The 18,563-nt window shown below is 56.4% G+C and carries 20 protein-coding genes; 15 read left to right on the top strand and 5 right to left on the bottom strand.

What is annotated here, in order from left to right; genetic code table 11:
* Window positions 1-44: 44 nt before the first annotated feature.
* Window positions 45-1,136, bottom strand: coding sequence for a serine protease (locus WDN46_06930; GenBank protein ID MEJ0093158.1), 1,092 nt, complete (start codon window positions 1,134-1,136; stop codon window positions 45-47).
* Between the two features lie 1,514 nt (window positions 1,137-2,650).
* Here WDN46_06930 and WDN46_06925 point away from each other — a divergent pair.
* From WDN46_06925 to WDN46_06865, 13 genes are all read left to right on the top strand, one after another.
* Window positions 2,651-3,289, top strand: coding sequence for a site-specific integrase (locus tag WDN46_06925; protein MEJ0093157.1), 639 nt, complete (start codon window positions 2,651-2,653; stop codon window positions 3,287-3,289).
* Window positions 3,289-3,942, top strand: a complete 654-nt coding sequence (locus WDN46_06920) for a hypothetical protein (GenBank protein ID MEJ0093156.1) — start codon at window positions 3,289-3,291, stop codon at window positions 3,940-3,942. Before WDN46_06925 ends, WDN46_06920 begins: the two co-directional genes overlap by 1 nt.
* 500 nt (window positions 3,943-4,442) lie before the next feature.
* Window positions 4,443-4,694 carry a hypothetical protein gene (locus WDN46_06915; protein ID MEJ0093155.1) on the top strand — a complete coding sequence of 84 codons (252 nt, stop codon included), beginning with the start codon at window positions 4,443-4,445 and terminating at the stop codon, window positions 4,692-4,694.
* The gene (locus tag WDN46_06910; GenBank protein ID MEJ0093154.1) at window positions 4,691-5,161 is read left to right on the top strand and encodes a hypothetical protein; all 471 of its coding nucleotides are present in this window, start codon (window positions 4,691-4,693) and stop codon (window positions 5,159-5,161) included. The genes WDN46_06915 and WDN46_06910 overlap by 4 nt, the downstream gene beginning before the upstream one ends.
* A complete protein-coding gene (locus WDN46_06905; GenBank protein MEJ0093153.1) occupies window positions 5,158-6,336 on the top strand; it encodes an AAA family ATPase in 1,179 nt (392 codons plus the stop codon). Before WDN46_06910 ends, WDN46_06905 begins: the two co-directional genes overlap by 4 nt.
* A gap of 852 nt (window positions 6,337-7,188) precedes the next feature.
* Window positions 7,189-9,129: a hypothetical protein gene (locus WDN46_06900; protein MEJ0093152.1), complete on the top strand. Its 1,941-nt coding sequence runs from the start codon at window positions 7,189-7,191 to the stop codon at window positions 9,127-9,129.
* Window positions 9,130-9,155: 26 nt separating this feature from the next.
* Window positions 9,156-9,359, top strand: coding sequence for a hypothetical protein (locus tag WDN46_06895; GenBank protein ID MEJ0093151.1), 204 nt, complete (start codon window positions 9,156-9,158; stop codon window positions 9,357-9,359).
* A gap of 115 nt (window positions 9,360-9,474) precedes the next feature.
* A complete protein-coding gene (locus WDN46_06890; GenBank protein MEJ0093150.1) occupies window positions 9,475-9,744 on the top strand; it encodes a ribbon-helix-helix domain-containing protein in 270 nt (89 codons plus the stop codon).
* Window positions 9,741-10,322: a DUF2213 domain-containing protein gene (locus WDN46_06885; GenBank protein MEJ0093149.1), complete on the top strand. Its 582-nt coding sequence runs from the start codon at window positions 9,741-9,743 to the stop codon at window positions 10,320-10,322. Before WDN46_06890 ends, WDN46_06885 begins: the two co-directional genes overlap by 4 nt.
* A gap of 3 nt (window positions 10,323-10,325) precedes the next feature.
* On the top strand, window positions 10,326-10,976 hold the full coding sequence (locus WDN46_06880; protein ID MEJ0093148.1) for a hypothetical protein: 651 nt from the start codon (window positions 10,326-10,328) through the stop codon (window positions 10,974-10,976).
* A 149-nt stretch (window positions 10,977-11,125) separates the two neighbouring features.
* Entirely contained in the window at window positions 11,126-12,022 is an 897-nt protein-coding gene (locus tag WDN46_06875; protein MEJ0093147.1) for a hypothetical protein, read from the top strand.
* 37 nt (window positions 12,023-12,059) lie between these two features.
* Window positions 12,060-12,320 (top strand): hypothetical protein, encoded by a 261-nt coding sequence (locus WDN46_06870; GenBank protein ID MEJ0093146.1) that lies wholly within the window; start codon window positions 12,060-12,062, stop codon window positions 12,318-12,320.
* A 59-nt stretch (window positions 12,321-12,379) separates the two neighbouring features.
* Window positions 12,380-13,375 (top strand): hypothetical protein, encoded by a 996-nt coding sequence (locus WDN46_06865; protein ID MEJ0093145.1) that lies wholly within the window; start codon window positions 12,380-12,382, stop codon window positions 13,373-13,375.
* A gap of 1,608 nt (window positions 13,376-14,983) precedes the next feature.
* Here WDN46_06865 and WDN46_06860 read toward each other — a convergent pair.
* The 3 genes from WDN46_06860 to WDN46_06850 are packed head-to-tail and all read right to left on the bottom strand — an operon-like array spanning window position 14,984 to window position 16,352.
* Complete coding sequence (locus tag WDN46_06860) at window positions 14,984-15,748, bottom strand: hypothetical protein (protein MEJ0093144.1); 765 nt, start codon at window positions 15,746-15,748, stop codon at window positions 14,984-14,986.
* Between the two features lie 6 nt (window positions 15,749-15,754).
* Entirely contained in the window at window positions 15,755-16,006 is a 252-nt protein-coding gene (locus WDN46_06855; protein ID MEJ0093143.1) for a hypothetical protein, read from the bottom strand.
* Window positions 16,007-16,064: 58 nt separating this feature from the next.
* Entirely contained in the window at window positions 16,065-16,352 is a 288-nt protein-coding gene (locus WDN46_06850; protein ID MEJ0093142.1) for a transcriptional regulator, read from the bottom strand.
* Window positions 16,353-16,451: 99 nt separating this feature from the next.
* Between WDN46_06850 and WDN46_06845 the strand changes: the two genes are divergently transcribed.
* Both WDN46_06845 and WDN46_06840 read left to right on the top strand, forming a co-directional pair.
* Window positions 16,452-17,150, top strand: coding sequence for a hypothetical protein (locus tag WDN46_06845; protein ID MEJ0093141.1), 699 nt, complete (start codon window positions 16,452-16,454; stop codon window positions 17,148-17,150).
* 2 nt (window positions 17,151-17,152) lie between these two features.
* The gene (locus tag WDN46_06840; protein ID MEJ0093140.1) at window positions 17,153-17,584 is read left to right on the top strand and encodes a hypothetical protein; all 432 of its coding nucleotides are present in this window, start codon (window positions 17,153-17,155) and stop codon (window positions 17,582-17,584) included.
* Window positions 17,585-17,665: 81 nt separating this feature from the next.
* Here the strand turns inward: WDN46_06840 and WDN46_06835 are convergent, their stop codons facing one another.
* Complete coding sequence (locus WDN46_06835) at window positions 17,666-18,145, bottom strand: hypothetical protein (GenBank protein MEJ0093139.1); 480 nt, start codon at window positions 18,143-18,145, stop codon at window positions 17,666-17,668.
* Between the last annotated feature and the right edge of the window lie 418 nt (window positions 18,146-18,563).

The following is an 18,563-nucleotide window of genomic DNA, read 5'->3' as shown; positions in this document are numbered from 1 at the left end:
GCTCAAAAATAAGCCCGGCGCTAAGCCGGGCCATTAGTTTGAGGTCATTTGCACAATATGAAAACGCTCATTGAGCGGGCTTGATCGGCGAGGTCTTCTGATTTTAAGGCCGAGGTCGCAGACCCCATCACATATTTGATCCGGTTACTGTCGAGGAAATTTTCCACAACCGAGGCCTTCAAGGCAAAGTTCACGTTTTGCGGAAGGTCCCCGCTGTCAATTAGCACTTTGATGGCATTGAGTTTCGAAGCAACGATACCCACCAGGTTGCCGTTTTGATCGAGTAGCGGGCCGCCGCTATTTCCGGCCTGCACGGGCACCGACATTTGCAGATAGCGGGAATCATCGCCTAACCCGACGAGCGCCGTCACGCTCCCCTGCGTAAAGTTACCGCTGGTCGCCAGGATGTCCGCATGGGGATACCCAAAAGCTGCAACGGCTTCGCCAAGCCGCAGAACGGATCGCGGGGCAGCGACAGCGGGCGGCTTCAGGCTCGTGGCCAGAAGCGCCAAGTCATTTGAGGAGTCTCGTGCAATGGCGCGAGCCTCAACCGGCGCTGCAGTGTCCATGAAAACGCGAATCGAATTGCAATCCTCGATCACGTGATTGTTGGTGAGGACGTGGCCATCATTGCTAACGAAAAATCCGGAACCCGACGACAGCAAGATTTTTGGCTTTGGAGCAGGAACGGCAGTTTCGGGGCTATCCTTGCCGACGGACCTCCCCGTCTCAAGCCGCGCCACAGCAGTTGGCGGGACGAATTGCGTCGCGTCGATCGCGGTCATCCGCAACGCGCCCTTGCCATTTTCGTCAATGCGCGCGCCCCAAACGTACCCTTCGCCGCCGCCAAGTTGGAAGATTGGCAGATTCTCCTTCTCCGAGCGTCCGAAGTCTCCAAGAAAGTCAAACAGTATCCCACTTTGAGCGCTTTGACCGGCGGCAATCCGTGCGCGGCCCTCGGCATCGAGGGGCTCCAGCGTGACGTCCCCCCAGTACGCGATGATGCTCTGAGAGCCTTTCCACCATCGCGGAGGCTGTAGAGTGCGCGGCCCCGCGTCAAAACGCTGCGACAGGCGCTGAATCTCGCGATCCACGTCGCCCGGACCGAAGAAGGCGGGCTCAATGAATCGCGACACATAAACGGTCGTCCAGTTTAGGGAATGGAGGATTGAATTAACGGATGTGAATTCACCGAACTTGCCATTTTCAGTCTTGTGCCGTCTGCACCAAATGAACGACGAGAACTGCTCGCTAGGTCGGCATCGATACTCTCGATAAACAGCGCTATTCGGAGCCACTGGATCACCGAGTGCAAGCCCATCGACAATGTATTGGGTTCTCCCCTCCGCTCGTCCTTGGCTCGACGCACCGACGATAGAGAGAGCAAGGGTGCAGATGGCAGCAACAGCGTGGCGCCTCTTGCCGTATGTCTTGTCTGGATTGTTAGGCGATATTTTTGGTGGGTTCATCGCAGCCCCCAATCATTTCGGTCGTTTGATAAATCGAAAAAGCAACCATGCTCAACGCCGAACGGTTGCTAAAAGATCCGTTGCCCAAGCATAGATCGAGGGCTGGACGAACATTTTCTGATGCAAAATCGCGGCTCTCGACGGGAGAGCCCGGCATCAGTCGCTACCGGGCGCAGGCACGCCGGTGAGAATCATTGATCCGGACCAAGCAGATGTCAGCGTCGAGGTTCACGAAATCGTGATTTACACGAAATGTTGGCGGTGTTGTCCGGAAGGCGTTTCTCGGCTTCCTGGCACCGCCTAAAACTCTACTAACTCTTTGATTTCCTTTGGTGAGCGCGATGGGGCTCGAACCCATGACCCTCTGATTAAAAGTAAGCGGCCGACTATCGCCATAAACCGCCATATCTTGCTAAGTCACGACAATTTCATTGATTTTCTCTGACCCTCTGATTATATTATAGCCATTGGTTGCCACGCGGACCCACAGAACGCCCTCTAGCTGGGTCCGCGTGGGGTCCGCAAACGACAGAGGGCTGGCGATGGCAAATCTGACAGACCGGATGCTGAGCGGATTGAAGGTTGAGCCTGGCAAGAAAGACAGGCTGGTTTTTGATACCGCATGTCCTGGACTAGCTGTACGCGTGACCGCTGCCGGATCTAAGATCTTTATCGCCCAATGGACTGACCCGGCGACAAAGCGGAAGGTGCGGGAAAGCCTCGGCCCATGGGGAAACTTGACCATTGAGCGAGCCCGCAGCGCCACACGCGTTAGGCTCGGCGAGGTTGCGAAGGGCGTCGACATGGTTGCCGAGCGGCGCCAGCGCAAAGAAAAATCCGAGCTCGATCGACTAGAAGCCGCGCTTACGTTTGATGCACTGGTCGCGGAATGGGCCGCACTGCATCTCGCCGGCCGTCGAGAGAATTATCGCAATGAAGCACAACGCGCGATCAGGCTCGCCTTTGCGCCGATGCTAAAGCGGCCGGCGGCGCGAATTACCCGCACCGATGCCGTAAATGTCCTCGATCGCCTCGTCAGAGATAGCAAGGCGTCTATGGCCGCTCGAACTCTCGCTTATGCCCGAGCAGCGTTTGGGTGGGCTCACAAACGCGGGAAGGTACCCGAAAACCCGTTTCAGGGCCTTCCGATGGGCACCAGATCGCAGTCCCGCGATCGCGTTTTGACCGATTTGGAGCTAACCGACGTATGGGCCGCGACGGCGGACATGCCTTTTCCCTGGGGTCCCTTCTACCGGATGGCAGTGCTCACGCTACAACGCCGTGATGAAGTCGCCGGCATCCGCTGGAGCGAAATTTCCGACGATTTGGGAACATGGACGATTCCAAGTGCGCGCATGAAGAATGGTAAACCGCATGATGTCCATCTCGCAGAGCCTGCCCGTGCGATCCTGCGGACCCTGCCCCGGCGGGTTGATGGCCGCGATCTGATTTTCAGTACCACGGGCACGACGCCAATCTCTGGTTTCTCAAGGGCTAAAACCACGCTGGATGCAGAAATAGCGAAAGTCCGCGCGAAGGGCGCCGAGAAGACCGGAGCAAAAGCCGCGGCCCTGGTTCCGTGGCGGCTGCATGATTTCCGACGCACCGGCGTCACCACGCTTGCCAAGCTCGGATTCGATAGCATCGTTGTCGACAAGTTGCTTGCGCATCAGCCCGCGAAACTGGCCGGCGTGGCCTCCGTCTATCAACGCCATCAATTTACCGAGGAAAGAGCCAAAGCGCTCGAAGCGTGGGCCGCTCATGTCACCGGGGCAGGAGCAGACGCCTCTAATATCGTGCAGTTGCATAGAGGGCGATAATGACAAAGGAATGCCCGATCGCCCCTGAGAAACGCCCACGCACTCCCCGCAAACCGCTGGAGGAGGAGGCACCCATTACAGCCGAATCGCTTCGGACACTGATAAACCAGTTAAAGCTGAACCCGAGACTGAAGCCGCCAAGCGATGAGGCGCTCGTAAAACTTGCAGACCTTTTGGAGGGGTGGCGACAGCATTACCTCATCGAACAAAATATATCTTTGCCTATTCGAGAGATGCAAAATGAGGCTCACGCGGCCATCGATAAGCTGATCGATATTATCGGCAGCCTAAAAGAAAGAAATGGAGCGTTCCACGCGAAAGCCGTGGAGGAGTCAGCGACCACCTTTGAGAAATCCATTTTAGAGACAAGATTGGCGGAAATTGAAGAAGCTAAATCGGCCATTCAAAGAATTGCAGGATCGTCGTTCCTTGAAGACTATTCCATTCAACCTCGCGGTTGGAAGTGGCTGGCGGCGGCTCTCCAGGTTGATTTTCACAACGCAATGCGATCGACGAATCCCGGTTACAAGACAAGGCTAAGCGATAAGGCACCCCTTCCACTATTCATCACTGCCATTGCGCCCTTTCTTACCGGCGAGAGCCCGCGCATCGGCAGTGTGACCACTCAACTCAAGAACTTGCAGAAAAGGTAATATGGAGAGATGTCCAATATTACTTTTATACCGTTTCTAATCTAGGAAGCTCTTTGCTATCTATTCTGTCAGTGGCGGCCCTTGGCGAGCCGCGGAACTGACGGAGTACGAATGACTACCGAAGACGATCGCTACCTGACTGAAGATGAATTCTGCGCGCGATATCATATTGCGCCGCGAACCGCGCAGCGGTGGCGGATAACGGGCGCCGGACCGAAGTGGGTCCGAATTGGGCCTAGACGCATCTGCTATCGCCTGAGCGATTCAGAGGCTTGGGCTCAAGCCAGCACTTTCGCGCATCGCGCTGACGAACTCGCGCGGGAGGCTGTTTGACCGATGGCCGATAAAAGAGAGAAGCCGGCCCCGCTTGCTACGGGAACCGGCTTCGGAATGGATTGCTTGGCGGCATCTCCAGCTCCTGTTTTTACACCCTCGCACCACGATCTGCAAGCGTTAATCGGCGCCTTGCGCGGCCACGTTGCCAAATTGGGCGGTGACGCATGAGCGTCGCTGGCAACGAAACTTCGCCACCTGTTGATGCAAACAGCATCGATACTATCGATGCCCTGCTCGATCGCATCTACGAGCGGATGAACCACGTCGACCATCAGGTAACGCTGATCAAGACCTTCGCGACAATTAACGACACAGCAGGCATTGCGCGCCAGCTGAAATTCCTGTCCGCGCACGTGACCTCGGCGGTGCTCGTGAGTCAGCGTATCGGCGAACTCCGAAATGGAGGCGCCGAATGACCGTACGCCTTCCTACCTGCTCAGAGGCTACCGCCGCCAAGATGATCGCGAAAGGCAGCAAGACGAGTCACTTGATCCTTGCCGCAGTCCGCGATGATCAATGCGGATTCATACCTGTTCTGCAGGATTGGTTGAGCGGCCAACCCTTTACTCCGGCATCGCTCGTAAAGCCGACTGTCGTCAAAATATTCGATACCGATGCCGACCACGCAGGGCCGGCCGGATTTGATGCGGACTCTTTGGCCAAACTCTTCGACATAGCCGCCTTGGTCACGATCATCGCTCGGAAATCCCCACAGGCGTACCAGGAGGCTGTGAGGGTTGCGAGAGAACTGCGCCGGCATTCGATCGTCATTTCTACGAGGCAGTCGCGTGTGAATGAATGGGTCAAGCTCGTCCGCAGCCGACACGGAGACGGCATCCGCATTGCTGTATGGACGGAGAACGAAAATGGGTGGGCGCAATGATGGAGTCCACTCAAGATCCATCCCCCATGAATGTCGCGCCGGTTGGATATGAAGACTGGACGCAAGAAAGGAAAAACGCTTGGTGGGCGAGCTCAACAGGCAACAGCGGAGTCGCCGCTCAATCGGTGCCGCGATTCCGACTTGTTCCGTTCGAGAAGATCGCGATCGATACCACGCCTACTTATCTCATCAAAGGCTTGGTTCCCCGCGTCGGTCTCACAGTCGTATGGGGACCACCGAAGTGCGGGAAATCATTCTTTGTCTTTGACCTCGTCATGCACGTCGCGCTCGGTTGGGAGTATCGCGGCAGGCGCGTCAGGCAAGGGCATGTTGTCTATTGCGCCCTTGAGGGTGCGGACGGCTTCAGAGCTCGTGTGGAGGCCTTTCGCGTGAGTCGACTAGCGGAGACTTCAATTGAAGTTCCGTTCCATCTCATGGCGTCGCCGATGACCCTTGTAGCAGACCATGCGGCCCTGGTCGCATCGATTCGCGGTACGCTGGGGGCAGCCGGACCCGGCGTCGTCGTCATCGATACCCTAAATAGGTCGTTGTTGGGCTCGGAAAGTGATGACCGGGATATGGCGGCCTACGTCAAAGCGGCCGACGCCATCAGAGACGCTTTCAAGTGTTCAGTCATCATCGTCCATCATTGCGGCCACGACGCCAGCCGTCCGCGCGGCCACGGCAGTCTCATGGGGGCTGTCGACGCTCAAATCTCTGTCAAGCGTGATGCGACGGACAACATCGTCGCCAGTGTGGATCTTATGAAGGATGGCGCCCAGGGCGACGAAATAGCGAGCAGGCTTGAAGTCGTTGAGGTCGGCTTCGACGAGGACGGGGAAGCCATCACCTCATGTGTCATCGCAGCCGTCGAGGGTCTTGAGCCCTCACGTAAGAAGACCAGACCTAAATGCACAAAGGGAGCGAGTATTGCTCTCGTCGCCCTTCAGAAAGCCATCGGCGAGGTCGGAGAGATTCCCCCGGCATCAAATCACATTCCTACCGGTGTCAAATGCGTCACGACCGATCAATGGAGAGAGTACGCCTATCGCCACGGCGTCAGCGGCTCGGATGAACCTCGCGCTCGCCGCCAAGCATTTCAGCGCGCCCACGAAGCCCTCGTTGCCGACAGGCACGTCGCAGTTTGGGAGCCGTTCGCATGGCCGACTTCCTGAAGGGAACAGATGGGAGGAACAAGGAACACCCTTTTAGAGGGTGTGTTCCCTTTTGTTCCGCCCCAAGGCACCCGGAACACAAAGGCACATTGTTCCCATTGTTCCCTTTTGTTCCCCTCAATCTCGACCGTAGAGGCTCCTCCAAAAGGTCATGCTCAGTCGGAAAGCCTTTTGAGAACCTCAGGACAGCAAAGGGGCTGGTCGTTTGAGGCACCACAAGTGACGCGCTCGTCTGGATTTGACGTGACCGCAAGGTTGCGAGGACTCGCAGCCCAACGGCAGAGCCGCTTACCAATGATAAGTGGCTGCCAACATGTAAACACGTTCAATATCAATCTATTAGCGCATACGCATCGGACGTTGATGTGAATGCGGACCCCATGCGGACCCACGAAGGACCAAAATGACCGACGAAACTATACCCAAGGTCGCTAGCAAGACGGTAGCCGCTCGTGCCCCGAAAGCTGGCAAATCGGCACAGAACCGTAGCGCGATATCGAATGGCAGTCGCCTCTTTGCTCCTGACACCGTTGATGGCCGTTCCGCGGCTGCCAGGCGGTTCTCCGATGTCCTTGAACAGATTCTCTTGGACCTCGGCGGCTCCGACCATTTGAGCGAGCTCCAACGTCAATTGGCGCGAAGAGCAGCCATCCTATCAATCCAATGCGAGCTCATCGAGGCTGCGGCGGTAGCCGGCCGTGATGTCGATCTTGAGTTGCTGGGCTCCCTCACGGACAGGCTTGGCCGCTGTGCGTCTCGCCTGGGGCTTCAGCGTGTGGCCAAGACGGTCAAGCCGCTTACGATTCTAGACTATCGCAGAATGCAGGCTGAGGCCGAAAGTGAAGGCGACCAATGAACCGGACCATCATTGACGAGCTCCACGACCCAGCACTGTTCGCACCGCATTTCAAGGGCGATAGCTGGGATGGTTGGAAAGCCTTCCTGGCGGCTTTGTTTGGCTTGCCGCTATCCGAGGCCCAGCTAGAGGCTTATCGGGCCTGTACGGGCCGCTCCGTGGCTCCGACGTCCCCGTCCTCCGAGGCTGCGCTCATCGTGGGGCGTCGCGGGGGCAAATCGCGGGTACTTGCATTGATCGCCGTCTATCTGGCCTGTCGGGACTATACTCCGCATTTGGCGCCGGGCGAAATGGCCACGGTCGCCGTACTCGCCGCTAACAGGCAACAGGCGCGTAGCATCTTCCGGTACGTGTCAGGGCTGCTCAAAGCTGTCCCGCTGCTGGCGACGCTGGTTGAGGATGAAACCAACGAAGCAATCACGTTGTCCAATCGCGTGGTGATCGAGATCTCGACGGCGTCATTCCGTACAACGCGCGGTTATTCTTTTGCGGCAGTTCTGGCTGACGAAATCGCCTTCTGGCGCCTAGAAGAGTCGAGTGCGAATCCCGATACCGAAATCCTGCGCGCTCTCCGCCCCGGCATGGCGTCGCTGCCCGGCTCCATGTTGCTCTTGGCCTCGTCGCCATACGCGAAGAAGGGCGAGCTATACAACGCCTATCGCCGCCACTACGGCAAGGACGACGCCCGAGTGCTGGTCTGGAAAGCCGATACGTCGACGATGAACCCACGCATTGATCCGGCAATTATTGCGGAGGCATACGAATCCGACCCGGAAGCAGCCCGCGCAGAATACGGTGCTGAGTTCCGGGATGATTTGGCGGACTTCGTTAGTCTAGAAATCGTTAACGCCGTGACTATCAGCGGCAGGCGTGAGCTGCCCTTCGTTCCAGGCACGACATACGCGGCCTTTGTCGATCCATCGGGCGGAGTTGGCGATTCAATGACTTTGGCTGTGGGCCATCTCGAAACCAGTGCCGTCGGCGTCGCTATCTGCATCCTTGACGCATTGTTAGAGATACGTGCGCCCTTTGACCCTGAGCAAGCCGTTGAGCAATGCGTCGAGCTGCTACGGCGCTACGGGATAACCCGCGTCGTTGGCGATCGATATGCCGGCGCTTGGCCGAAAGCGAGGTTCAATGAGCACGGAATCAGTTTCGAACAAAGTGCTCGCCCAAAAAGCGACCTATACCTGGACTTGCTGCCATTGCTCAACGCCAAGCGAGTCGAGCTCTTGGAGCATCAACGCTTGTCAGCCCAGCTGGTGGGCTTGGAGAGACGTACAGCCCGCTCGGGCCGGGACAGCGTCGATCACAGCCCCGGCGGCAAGGATGATATCTCAAACGTCGTAGCTGGGGTCCTCGTTGGCTTGGATTTGGACAGACGGCCTGCGTTGGTTCGGCAGAGCGACTTGCTCGTTTCTGAAGCCCCGGCGCCGACGCCGACGAAATGCGATTTTGTCTTCGCCGTCATGGCTGTCGACAAGTCGGGGCTGGTTGCGACTGTCTGTGTCGCGCGATCGAGATACTTTGGCACGCCGTTGGTGATCGTCGACTTCGAGGTTGGCCACATTCGGCATGGGTTGTTTCAGGACGTGATCAAGCGGCTGTTTGAGCTCATCGCAGAGTGCGGAGCGAGGGGCGGCTCACCTGGTCTTTTTGCCACAAAGGACCTGCTGCCTTTGGCGATTCGCAGTGGCCTAAATTCCAACGCCGTGCATGCCATCCCGCTGCACATGGAGGATGTCACCCAACAGAAGCTCTCTGCCGCGTCTCACATTTCGGCCGGGTCAGTCAAGGTTACCGGAATCGTCGAGACCAAAGGTCGCTCCAGTCCAATCGGTGGAGCGCTCGATTTCAGCGGCGGAGCAGACCTCATTGATGACCCGCTACGGGCAGCGTCGGTCTATGCGATCGTTTTAGGATTAAATAGCCAATGACATTCAAACAAAGCAAGGAGACAACGATGAGTAATGATGCCGACGCGGTGTTCATCGCCGCGCGTTTTGATAATCATGAAACGCGACTACGGCGGATTGAGCAGGCGATGATTGATGTAGCGGTCGAGCGCCTGACTTATGCTGACCTGATGGAACTGGCCGCAAAGAAGAAGCTCGAAGAGTCCTCAGCGACGCTCTCACGCCGCTTCATCAAAAAAGACAATAAATAATTAGATAGATTAAGTCGCCACTAGTCGTCAGAACGCGCCAGTACATGACACGCGATGTATTGTGCAGTCATGCGTCAATATTGACACATAACAATACTTATACTAGATAGTGGTGATGGAAAATGAATTAACTACTCACAGAGATATCAAATCGAGCGGAAAGAAGATCGCTTCGATTTACCTCGATTCAGACCTGACCTTGCAGCTCGACGCTTTTGCGAAGCGGTTGGGGGTGTCGCGGAGCTGGCTTGTCGGGCGCGTGCTTGAGGGGTGGCTCTTCGAGAATAAGGACAACGAGATTGCTGAATTCTCAATGGGGCGGCCAATACAGCCGCGTGAAGACCGGCTCCGCGCCCACGATGGCTCTTGGGACGGCTCCGAATGAACGAGCTCGATGTGGCATTGTCCGTGGCCTCGGGCGAGATGCCCTCTCCGACGCGCTTTGCCAACAGCGACTATGTCGCGTTGAGACTCTCTGGGACTGGTTGCGCCTATCGGCCTTCGCTCAGCGAATATGTTTTCAGAGACCCAGACGTTTGGCTATCCGACGAAATGCGCCGGCGAGTCCTCGGATTGCCTGTGGTTATTGAACACCCCGCTGACAACGCGCTGACATCTCGATTTTTTGGCGAGCGCAGTGTCGGCATGGTGGTCCATTCGTTCGTTCGAAATGACGAGCTCTGGGGCGTCGCTCGAGTCCTGGATAGCACTGCCTGTTCAATGATTGCAGGCGGTATGTTCGACACAAGCCCCGGCGTGCTGCTCGAACCGGGAGCGTCGGCAACAGTCGATATCGATGGCATTCCCATGATTGTCGAAGGCGAGCCTCTGCTCATCGACCACCTCGCGCTTGTCTACACGGGCGCGGGAAATCATGGCGTGTGGACCCGATCCAATGGTGAAAACGGTCCAGGCGTTGAAATCACCGAAACTGAAACTCAAACAGAACCCAAGGAAGTTTAAACTATGACCGAACAAGAGAAAAAAGCCGCCGAGATCGATGCTACCCTGAAAGCCGACAAGGCCAAGAAGGACGCCGAAGCAGCGGCTGTTGTGCCTGAGAAAGTGCTCTCTGCTCTCGACGCCTGCATGAGCAAGCTTGATGCGCTGGAAGGAAAAATTGCAGCGCTTGGCGAGTCCCCCGAGAAAAAGGACGCAGCCAAGAAAGACGACGAAGGCTCCGACGACAAGCCCAACATCGTTGCGGATGCAGCTCATCGCGCCACGCTCGCTGACGCCCAGGGTCGCGCTGATGCGGTGGCTCAGGCCTTTGGTTCGTCTGCTCCACGTCCTATGGATGGCGAGTCAGTACGAGCTTACCGCAATCGCATGATGTTCCCGTATTTGCAATATAGCCCGTCCTTCAAGGACGTGGAACCGAAGGATATTCGGGCGATTCCCGATGGTGCCTTTGATGCCTTCGAGGCCAGGATCTATGCCGACGCTGTTGCTGCGTCCCACAACCCGATTGTCCCCGAAGGTCGGCTCATGGAGCGCACCAAAATCGACCCGGTGACCGGCTTCCGCAGCACCGAGTTTTTCGGGACGAGCTTCATTAAGTCAATGAAGCGTCCAGCTCGCCGCGTCACTAGGTTCATGACGAAGGAAAGCGTTTAACCAGTTCGCTTAGATCTCGCCTCGGGGTTCTGCTTCCTCTTTTCCCCGGAGCTGTAGATCGGCGAAAACTGCGCGGCTCCTGGCTTGCTTTGCTGTCTTTCCAGAGCCGGGGGCCGCGCTTTTTTAATTGCCATTATGGAGTTTTACAGGTGAGCTTTTCTGACCAACAGACCTGGGTAGGCGTAGCGACTGGCACAGGCAACGCCATCGCTCTTACGGTTCCTAATTGCACGTCTTACGCCGATCTCTTGGGCGTCCCACTGATGTTTCCGGTTGCCTCTGATAACACCACCGCGACGACCATAAACGTCAACAGCTTCGGCAACGTCATTGTCGATAAGGTGACGGGCAGCGGACTGGCGACACTGACCGGCGGCGAGTTTGTCGGCGGTAATCTGGCTGTTGTCGTCTATAACGGCTCGTCCTTTGTCATCGCCTCTCCGAATCCAATCATCACGCCGACCGCGAATACGGTTATCGGGTTCTCGACTTCGGGAACTTACACGCCATCAGCGGGCGTTACACGCGTCTTCGTCCAGATTTGGGGTGGCGGCGGCGGTGGCCAGAATGTAGGCGCGGGCAGCCATGTAGCGGGAGCGGGTGGCGGAGGCGGTGAATATCGACAGGGCGTCTTTATGATAACCCCTGGGACAACCATTGCCGTCACTGTGGGCACGGGCGGCGCGGCGGGAGCGAACGGCACGTCGAGCTCGTTCGGGTCGTTCATCACCGCAAATCCTGGTCATGGCGGGTCACCTGGCGTTCCTGGTCCAGGAGGAACCGGGGGCACGGGTGGATTCGGCTTTGCCGGCAACAGCGGCGGCATCGGATTCACAACTAACGGCAATGACAACTTTTCGGGAATTGGAGGGGCCTCGTTCGGCACCTCTCTCGCCTACGGCGGAACGGGTAGCGGTGGCAGCACTTTAAGCAGCCCCGGTAACTTTCCCGGGGGCGGCGGCTCCGGCGGCAACGGTGGTTCTGGCCCAGGAACTGGCGGCGCAGGAGCTGGCGGGCTCGTCCTAATCCAAGAACTCAGCAATTAGGCTCCCGCCCCAATTCAATCTCTGGAGACGAGATCAAATGCTCAGTGACAACATGATAGCAACCTTGCGGGATCGCGCGACCAGTCTCGATATCGCGGGGCTGGAGGAGGCGATCGTCAATCGCATCGTTGAACTCGACGCCATCCACAGTCAGTTGGATGACGATCCAGAATGCGATGTCCAGAGCGCCGACTTGGAATGGCGATACGCCGCGTTGGATATGTTTGACCGCGAATTTGCTCGCCGCTGTGGCTCACCGGGCTCCGAATATCGAGTAGCGAGCCGGATGGTCCAATAGCCACGTGACCGCAGATTTTGCGTCCACGTTGGCCATTCCTCACGCGATAAGGAAACCGAATGCGATACTATGACATCAACGTCGGCGGCGGCCCGCATTATACCTCGCTGGTGAATGGCAAGTTCGATCCCGGCGCCCTCAATGTCGAGATGGATATTCAGGTACAAGCATCAGATGTTCCCGCGGCTGGTTCCTATGTCCGCATTTGGGGCATCGGTCTAGCGGCGATTTCGCAGTCGCAGAGCTTGTTTGGTAAACCGATCACGGTCAGGGGAGGAATGAGCGCTGGTCTCCCGCTTGCCAAACCACAGCAGCAGGGCGTTCTGGTAACGGGCTCAGTCTGGCAATGTTTCGCAAACTGGATCGGCACGGACCAGACCCAGGACTTCGTAATCACGACGCCATTTAATGCACCGACATCGATCGGCCCAAATCCGAAGACGCCGCCAAAAAACATCGTTCTGAATTGGAAGAAGGGAACGCCGCTGTCTCAGCCGCTGCAGAATGCGCTGCGGACGGCGTACCCAGGCACGCAGGTCAATGTGCAGATTAGCCCGATGCTGGTCTATGCCCAGGATGAGGTTGGCTATCATGGGAATCTGGAGCAGTTCGGGACGTACCTTCGGCGGATAAGCCAGGAGATTTTGGGTCCGTCCTATTCCGGCGTCAGTTTGAACTTCAACACTGCCGGCGGGATCGACGCAGTGGACGGAACCACGCCGGTTACCGCCCCTGTAATCGCATATGAGGATCTCATCGGCCAGCCCACGTGGATTGAGGCCTTCAAGATCCAGTTCAAGACTGTGATGCGTGGGGACATCAAATTTAATAGCGTCATTACGTTACCTAAAACGCTGATCACAAACGTTCAGGGAAATAACTCACAGGCGGTGAATCAGGGCCTCACATTCCAGGGCGGCTTCACCGTCAGCAGCATCCGTCACTGCGGCAACTTCAGGCAGCCCGATGCCGCCAGCTGGGTCAGTATATTCGAGGCCTACGCCAATAATCCGCAGGGGTCCGCGCAATTTGCAGCGATGGCGGCCAACCAGTGAGGCGTCCTCTTTACTTTGGGCTTCACGGCGCGCAAACTCCACGCATTAATCTTATTTATTTCGAGTAATTTCAATGGATAAGCTTAAGACAATTTTAGCGCACGCTACCGCCGTTCTGATGCTGTGCTCAACGCCCGCCTTCTCCGCCTCAACCACAGCCCACGAGAAGTGCATGCAGGAATCGGTCGAACCGATGGGCTCTGCCGACTTCGGGTGGGTTCGTGCGACCCCTAGCCTAACAGGCAATGGCCTATGGAAGCTAAGCCAGGGGTCGACCGTACAGTGGTGCGGTCTGAGCCAGTCTGACTTTCGCGGAATCACCTGGGCTTGGGTTAGCTTTAAATCGGTTCAGGAGCCTTGGGACCACGAAGGCTGGATGAGCTTCCGCATACTGTCTGAGGCTAGCGCCGACCGTCCGGTGCAAAGTACGGCATCAGCTCCCGCGCCGGTTGCCTCAGTGCCCGTAGAGAGCGGCCGCTCCGCCTACGTTCCACCGGCGGGATACACACCTTTACTTCCGCAAACGCCTACCGCCGCCGCAGATGACGTTCCTAAAATCGCCGCTACTATCGTTCCAATTGAGTCTGACGCTACGATATATGATGAATTTAAAGGGAATTCAGAACTAATGAATGAGCTCGTGACGCTCGTGAAGGAAAACGACTACCGTTGTGATTCTATTAGCGGCGTGCGGCCTTTTATTATGTCTCATGGATTTGCATTGATTTGCAATAGATTTAGATACTCCTACGACATTGAGGATAAGGGCGGGCACTGGAAAGTTACGGTTAAATAGTCGAACTTCGCCTATATTCACTAACTATTTCGCCGGAAGCCTTATAGAGCGGGCTGTCCGGTTTTAGGTAACTGGCAGCGCGGATAACCGCACGTTAACATGGGCCAATAGGCCCGGTTATGGGAGAGACTTCGAGATGTAGTTCGTCGATAATGTCGTAAAAGTCTTCAATAGGCCAAGTATATGGAATATTTTTGCCGCTAGGGTACCAACAGTGGTATCGCCCCGCTCCCCACGTAAAACTCGGGTCAGGAATATTAACGCCATTGCTTTTAAGAAACCCAGTAATCGAAGTGTCTGAAACCGGGCGTCCGTGATCATTGTTCCAATCAATGTTGCTGATGTGATAGCTAATCGAGAGGTAAGTTCGAATAGGATCCACCGACTGAGATATATATGCTGTGAAATTGGTCACATATGACCCCGGACCACGGCCGTCTCCACTATGGTTTATCGTAAAGGCCGCTGGCGCAGTTATCTGTTTCTGTCTGGACCCGGGATGGGCAGCTAAATCTTTTGCGGTCAAATTAGGAATTACTGCCGACATTTTCCCCTCCCATTTTAGCGCATTCTGTGCGCAATTGTCGTTGTAATAACACATTTTTGCCGCCAAATAGACAAATAGTTCGGCAGCGGGGTCGGTTTACCGAATGATCAGTTGCGAAACGACTTGGGCGGCACGATGTGGGCCCCTGCCGCCTGTTAAAATTCGTTTTGGCCGTCTACAGACGAATTGCCCTGCTTCTTGCTTCTTCTCAGCCTGACCCCAGCCCCACCGCCGTTCTCGGCGATGAACTCGACGCCGGCTGCGTCTATCCGAACATTATTCCGAGCATTCCTGGACGGACGCCCGCCCGTCGCATCAAGGTGCGGGCTCGACGCCCGTCGACGACGGCTTTGATCTGATCTCCAGCCTTCGGTTGTTCCTCAGTCCCATCGGGATCGACCCTGGACCATTCGAGGTTAAGCTCGTCTGCGAGGACCTCTATAGCCCCCCAAACCGCCTCTTGATCGAGATAGCGCTGAGCAACTCGCCAGGTGAGCCTCCTATATGCGAAGCTACAGCGGCCCGACATTTCGAGGCGTTTTCCCGCGGCATCTACATTGCTGTGGTCTCCTTCCGAGGCAAAAAGGAGTCGCTGCGGCATGTCGTGGAGAAACCTGAACTTCCGTTCCGCCGCTGGTCCCGCGCAATTGACAACCCCGAAGATGAGAATTGCCTCGTTCCAAACGTTTCGCTTGATTTGCCGGCCGGACTTCTGCGCCATTCTTGCTGAAGGCATAGCGAGCCCGCCGTATCTCACGCCAAGCTTTCCGTCGGCTTGAATAGCATAGTTGGCCTCGATTGAGACAGAAGCGCAGCCCATGCCAAGCGCGTAATCTATGACGGCATGGCCAGCTTCGTGAAAGCAGGTCGCCTCAATCTCATAACTGTGTTCAAGGGCGCGCAAAAATCCGTCGCTCTTGCCGCCGCGACTTTCCCATCGAGGTTCATGCGAGAACATGCCGTCGTGATAGCTGCAATGAAGGCTCGTTTGCGGCCGCAGAGCCAATGAGCTCGGTTCGGAAATGCTCATCGCCGCTTAGTCCTTCTTCGACCTTACTCCAGCGCCGCCCGCAGGTGCGGTGACGCCTGTTGCATCAAAGCCGGCTGCAGCCGCACCCGCGGGCAGCACGAGATTCGCATTTTTCAAATCCGCTAATTCCAAAACAATTTGCAAATATCTGGTCCCGCTCATCTGTCCTATCGTGTAAGTGCGCTGCCGATACCGCTCGATCACCAAGTTTTCGATGGCATCTAAGTTGAGTTCGATAATTTCGCGCGGGCTCGTCACGACCTCACGCGATCACGGTTAGGGCGATGGCGCCTTGTGTTGGTGTACCGTCTCGAAATCAGTCTTCATCACTCTCGCTGTTCAAATCCTCGACGGTACAGACGTCGCCGGTTCGTTTGCCGCCTCTCCTTTTCAATCTTACGCCAGCCCCTCCGCCGTTCTCCGCGATGAATTCGAGGCCAGCGGCCTCAAGGGCGCGACGCATGGCGTCCACAGTTCGTTCTTTCAATTCTTCGCCGCCTTCAAATCGGGTGACGGTTCCGGGCGCCACTTTTGCAGCCGCAGCTAATTCCCGAACGCCGAGTCCAAGCGCAACGCGGGCCATCTTGCATTGAATCGGCGTCAAAATTGATACCTCGTGTCGATTTCTCTTGACTAACAAGTCAATATGCATATTTTGACACACTGTATCTAATTCGTTTCAGGATATCAAGGAGCAACCACAATGCCGAACAACACAGTTCCGGCAGCCGATACCGGCTTGCCAAATCTGAACCGAAGATCAGCGCTGGCAAAACTGGGGATGGGGATTGCTGGCGGCGCCTCGCTCGCGGCCGTTCCCGCCTCATGCCGTGAGGCAGCAGTTTCTTCCGACCTTCGCCGGTTAATAGAGGATCATCGCGTAACGAAAGGCGCCGCCCTGGAAGCCGAAAAAGCACACGGGGATGCGACGGAACTCATCCACGCCTCGTGCCCTGAGCATCTACCGGTCACGCTCAGCAGCTTTTTAGACGACATTAAGATGTCCGAGGGTGTTGAAGCATGTAAGAAAAGAATCTCAAGCCAGTGCAAAAGCCATGAGGTCGTTGCCTTTTCAGGTGTGAAGGACGCGCTCTCCTTGAAAGTCCAAAAGCAGCTCACAGCAGCCTTCCGGGCTGCCAAGAAGGACACTCTTCGCCTGGTTGACGAGGCCTTTGCGAAAGCCACGGAGGTTCGACAATCAGTCGATCTGGAAGGATTAGACCGCGCGCGGGCGCTCGCTAACGAGGCCGAATATAACGCCTTGATGGTCGTCTGCGCACATCGTTGCGCCACTCTCACCGACGCGGACGCAAAGGCTGATTATTTGGCGGACGAGGACGGCTGGATGGAAACCGCCCACTATGAGGCTCTGCGTCAGGCTCATCGCAAAGAGGAGGCCTGAACATGACACGTGAAGAAGCGATGGCCAAGGCCAGAGAGTTTCGAAGAGTCCATCCGACTCCCGGCCATCTCCAAGAGACCGAAGACGAGGGAAAGCGTTGGGAAGCGGATTATGCCACTCGCCTTCAATTCGAGGCGGATTTCGACGAATGGCTGCAACTGCGCATGTCTGCTGCCGAGGAGGCACCAGACGACGAACAGGCCGAGCTCTGCCGGCGAGAGGACGAGCTGATGCAGCTCATCCTAACCGCGCCGGTGCCTTATGAATGGATGATATTCCGCAAGCTTGAAGTCGTTAATTATTGCATCACCAAGCACGGCGAAGCCTCATGGTCCGAGCTATTGGCGCTGACGGCGCTCGACGCTATCAAGGCCGATATTCTTCGTATGAGCCAAATGCGCGAAAGGGAGTTCGCAAAGCCGCGCGCTGCGTGACCTCGTCGCTTCACGGCATCGTGTATTCAAGTGGCCAAATTGGCCACTTGATGGAGCGTCAACAACGCGAACGGTCTAGGATCACTTCTTTCCCGGTGGCCATTTACCGACGCGGTCGCTCAGCGTTTGCAGATAGCTCCATCCCGCGTCCCGCGATCTACGCTCAGAGGATAATAGTGCTTCCTCGATAGCTTGTTTGAGAGCGGTGTCTCGTTTTGACTGCCGCCCCTTTGCCAATCCATCTTCGGCCAAATATTCGACGGTCAATTTCAATGCCGCTTCCAACACCGACTTCATTTCAGTTTCGCGCTCGGATTGGCTTTTGACAAAGGCCGAATCCCTTAATTCAGCGATCGTTTCGCCGATAAGGGGGCCAAGCGGCACGTGTGCTTCACCCAATTTTTTGACCAAATCTATAAGGGCTATGGTTGTGCCGTAGCCGTCGTCATTCTGTTGCCCGAGCCCACGGAGAATTTCAATTATTAGCTTTTCAAATGCTTGACGAGCGGAAGCGGCATGTCCGTCTTCTTCATTTCCTTCAATATCTTTGAAATCTGGCATTGGAATGCTCCGCAACTCACAGGAGCAGTAGAGGGTACTCGAACGGGGCGATTGAGCAACCAGCCGCGGATCACTGATGACCTCGAAAGAACGGGCAGCTGGCGATAATCTTCGGCAGATACAAGGTGCGGTGCGGAACTGACAGCGCCGGGTACGTGAGACCGAGCCCTTTGAACGAGAACCCCCGCCGGGGATCTTAAGGAGCGGCGGGGGCAGCCAACATAAAAGCTACCGGATCACGATCGTTGGGCCTCGAATAACCTGAAAGGAGAAGCTCAAGGGGATGGCGAAACGGCCCGGTTCCCGGCGGGGCTTTGGACGCCCGCCTTTTTTTGACCAGCGCGAAGAAAACTCCGCCCTGGTCAAACCAACGGGGAAGAAACGCCCAAGAGCTTCAGATGAGAAGGCCCCGCCATTT

The organism is Methylocella sp. (genome assembly GCA_037200525.1).
In the GTDB taxonomy this organism is placed as follows: domain Bacteria; phylum Pseudomonadota; class Alphaproteobacteria; order Rhizobiales; family Beijerinckiaceae; genus Methylocapsa.
Note: the sequence above shows the minus strand (reverse complement) of the source record. Positions and strands in the feature narration are given on the sequence as shown.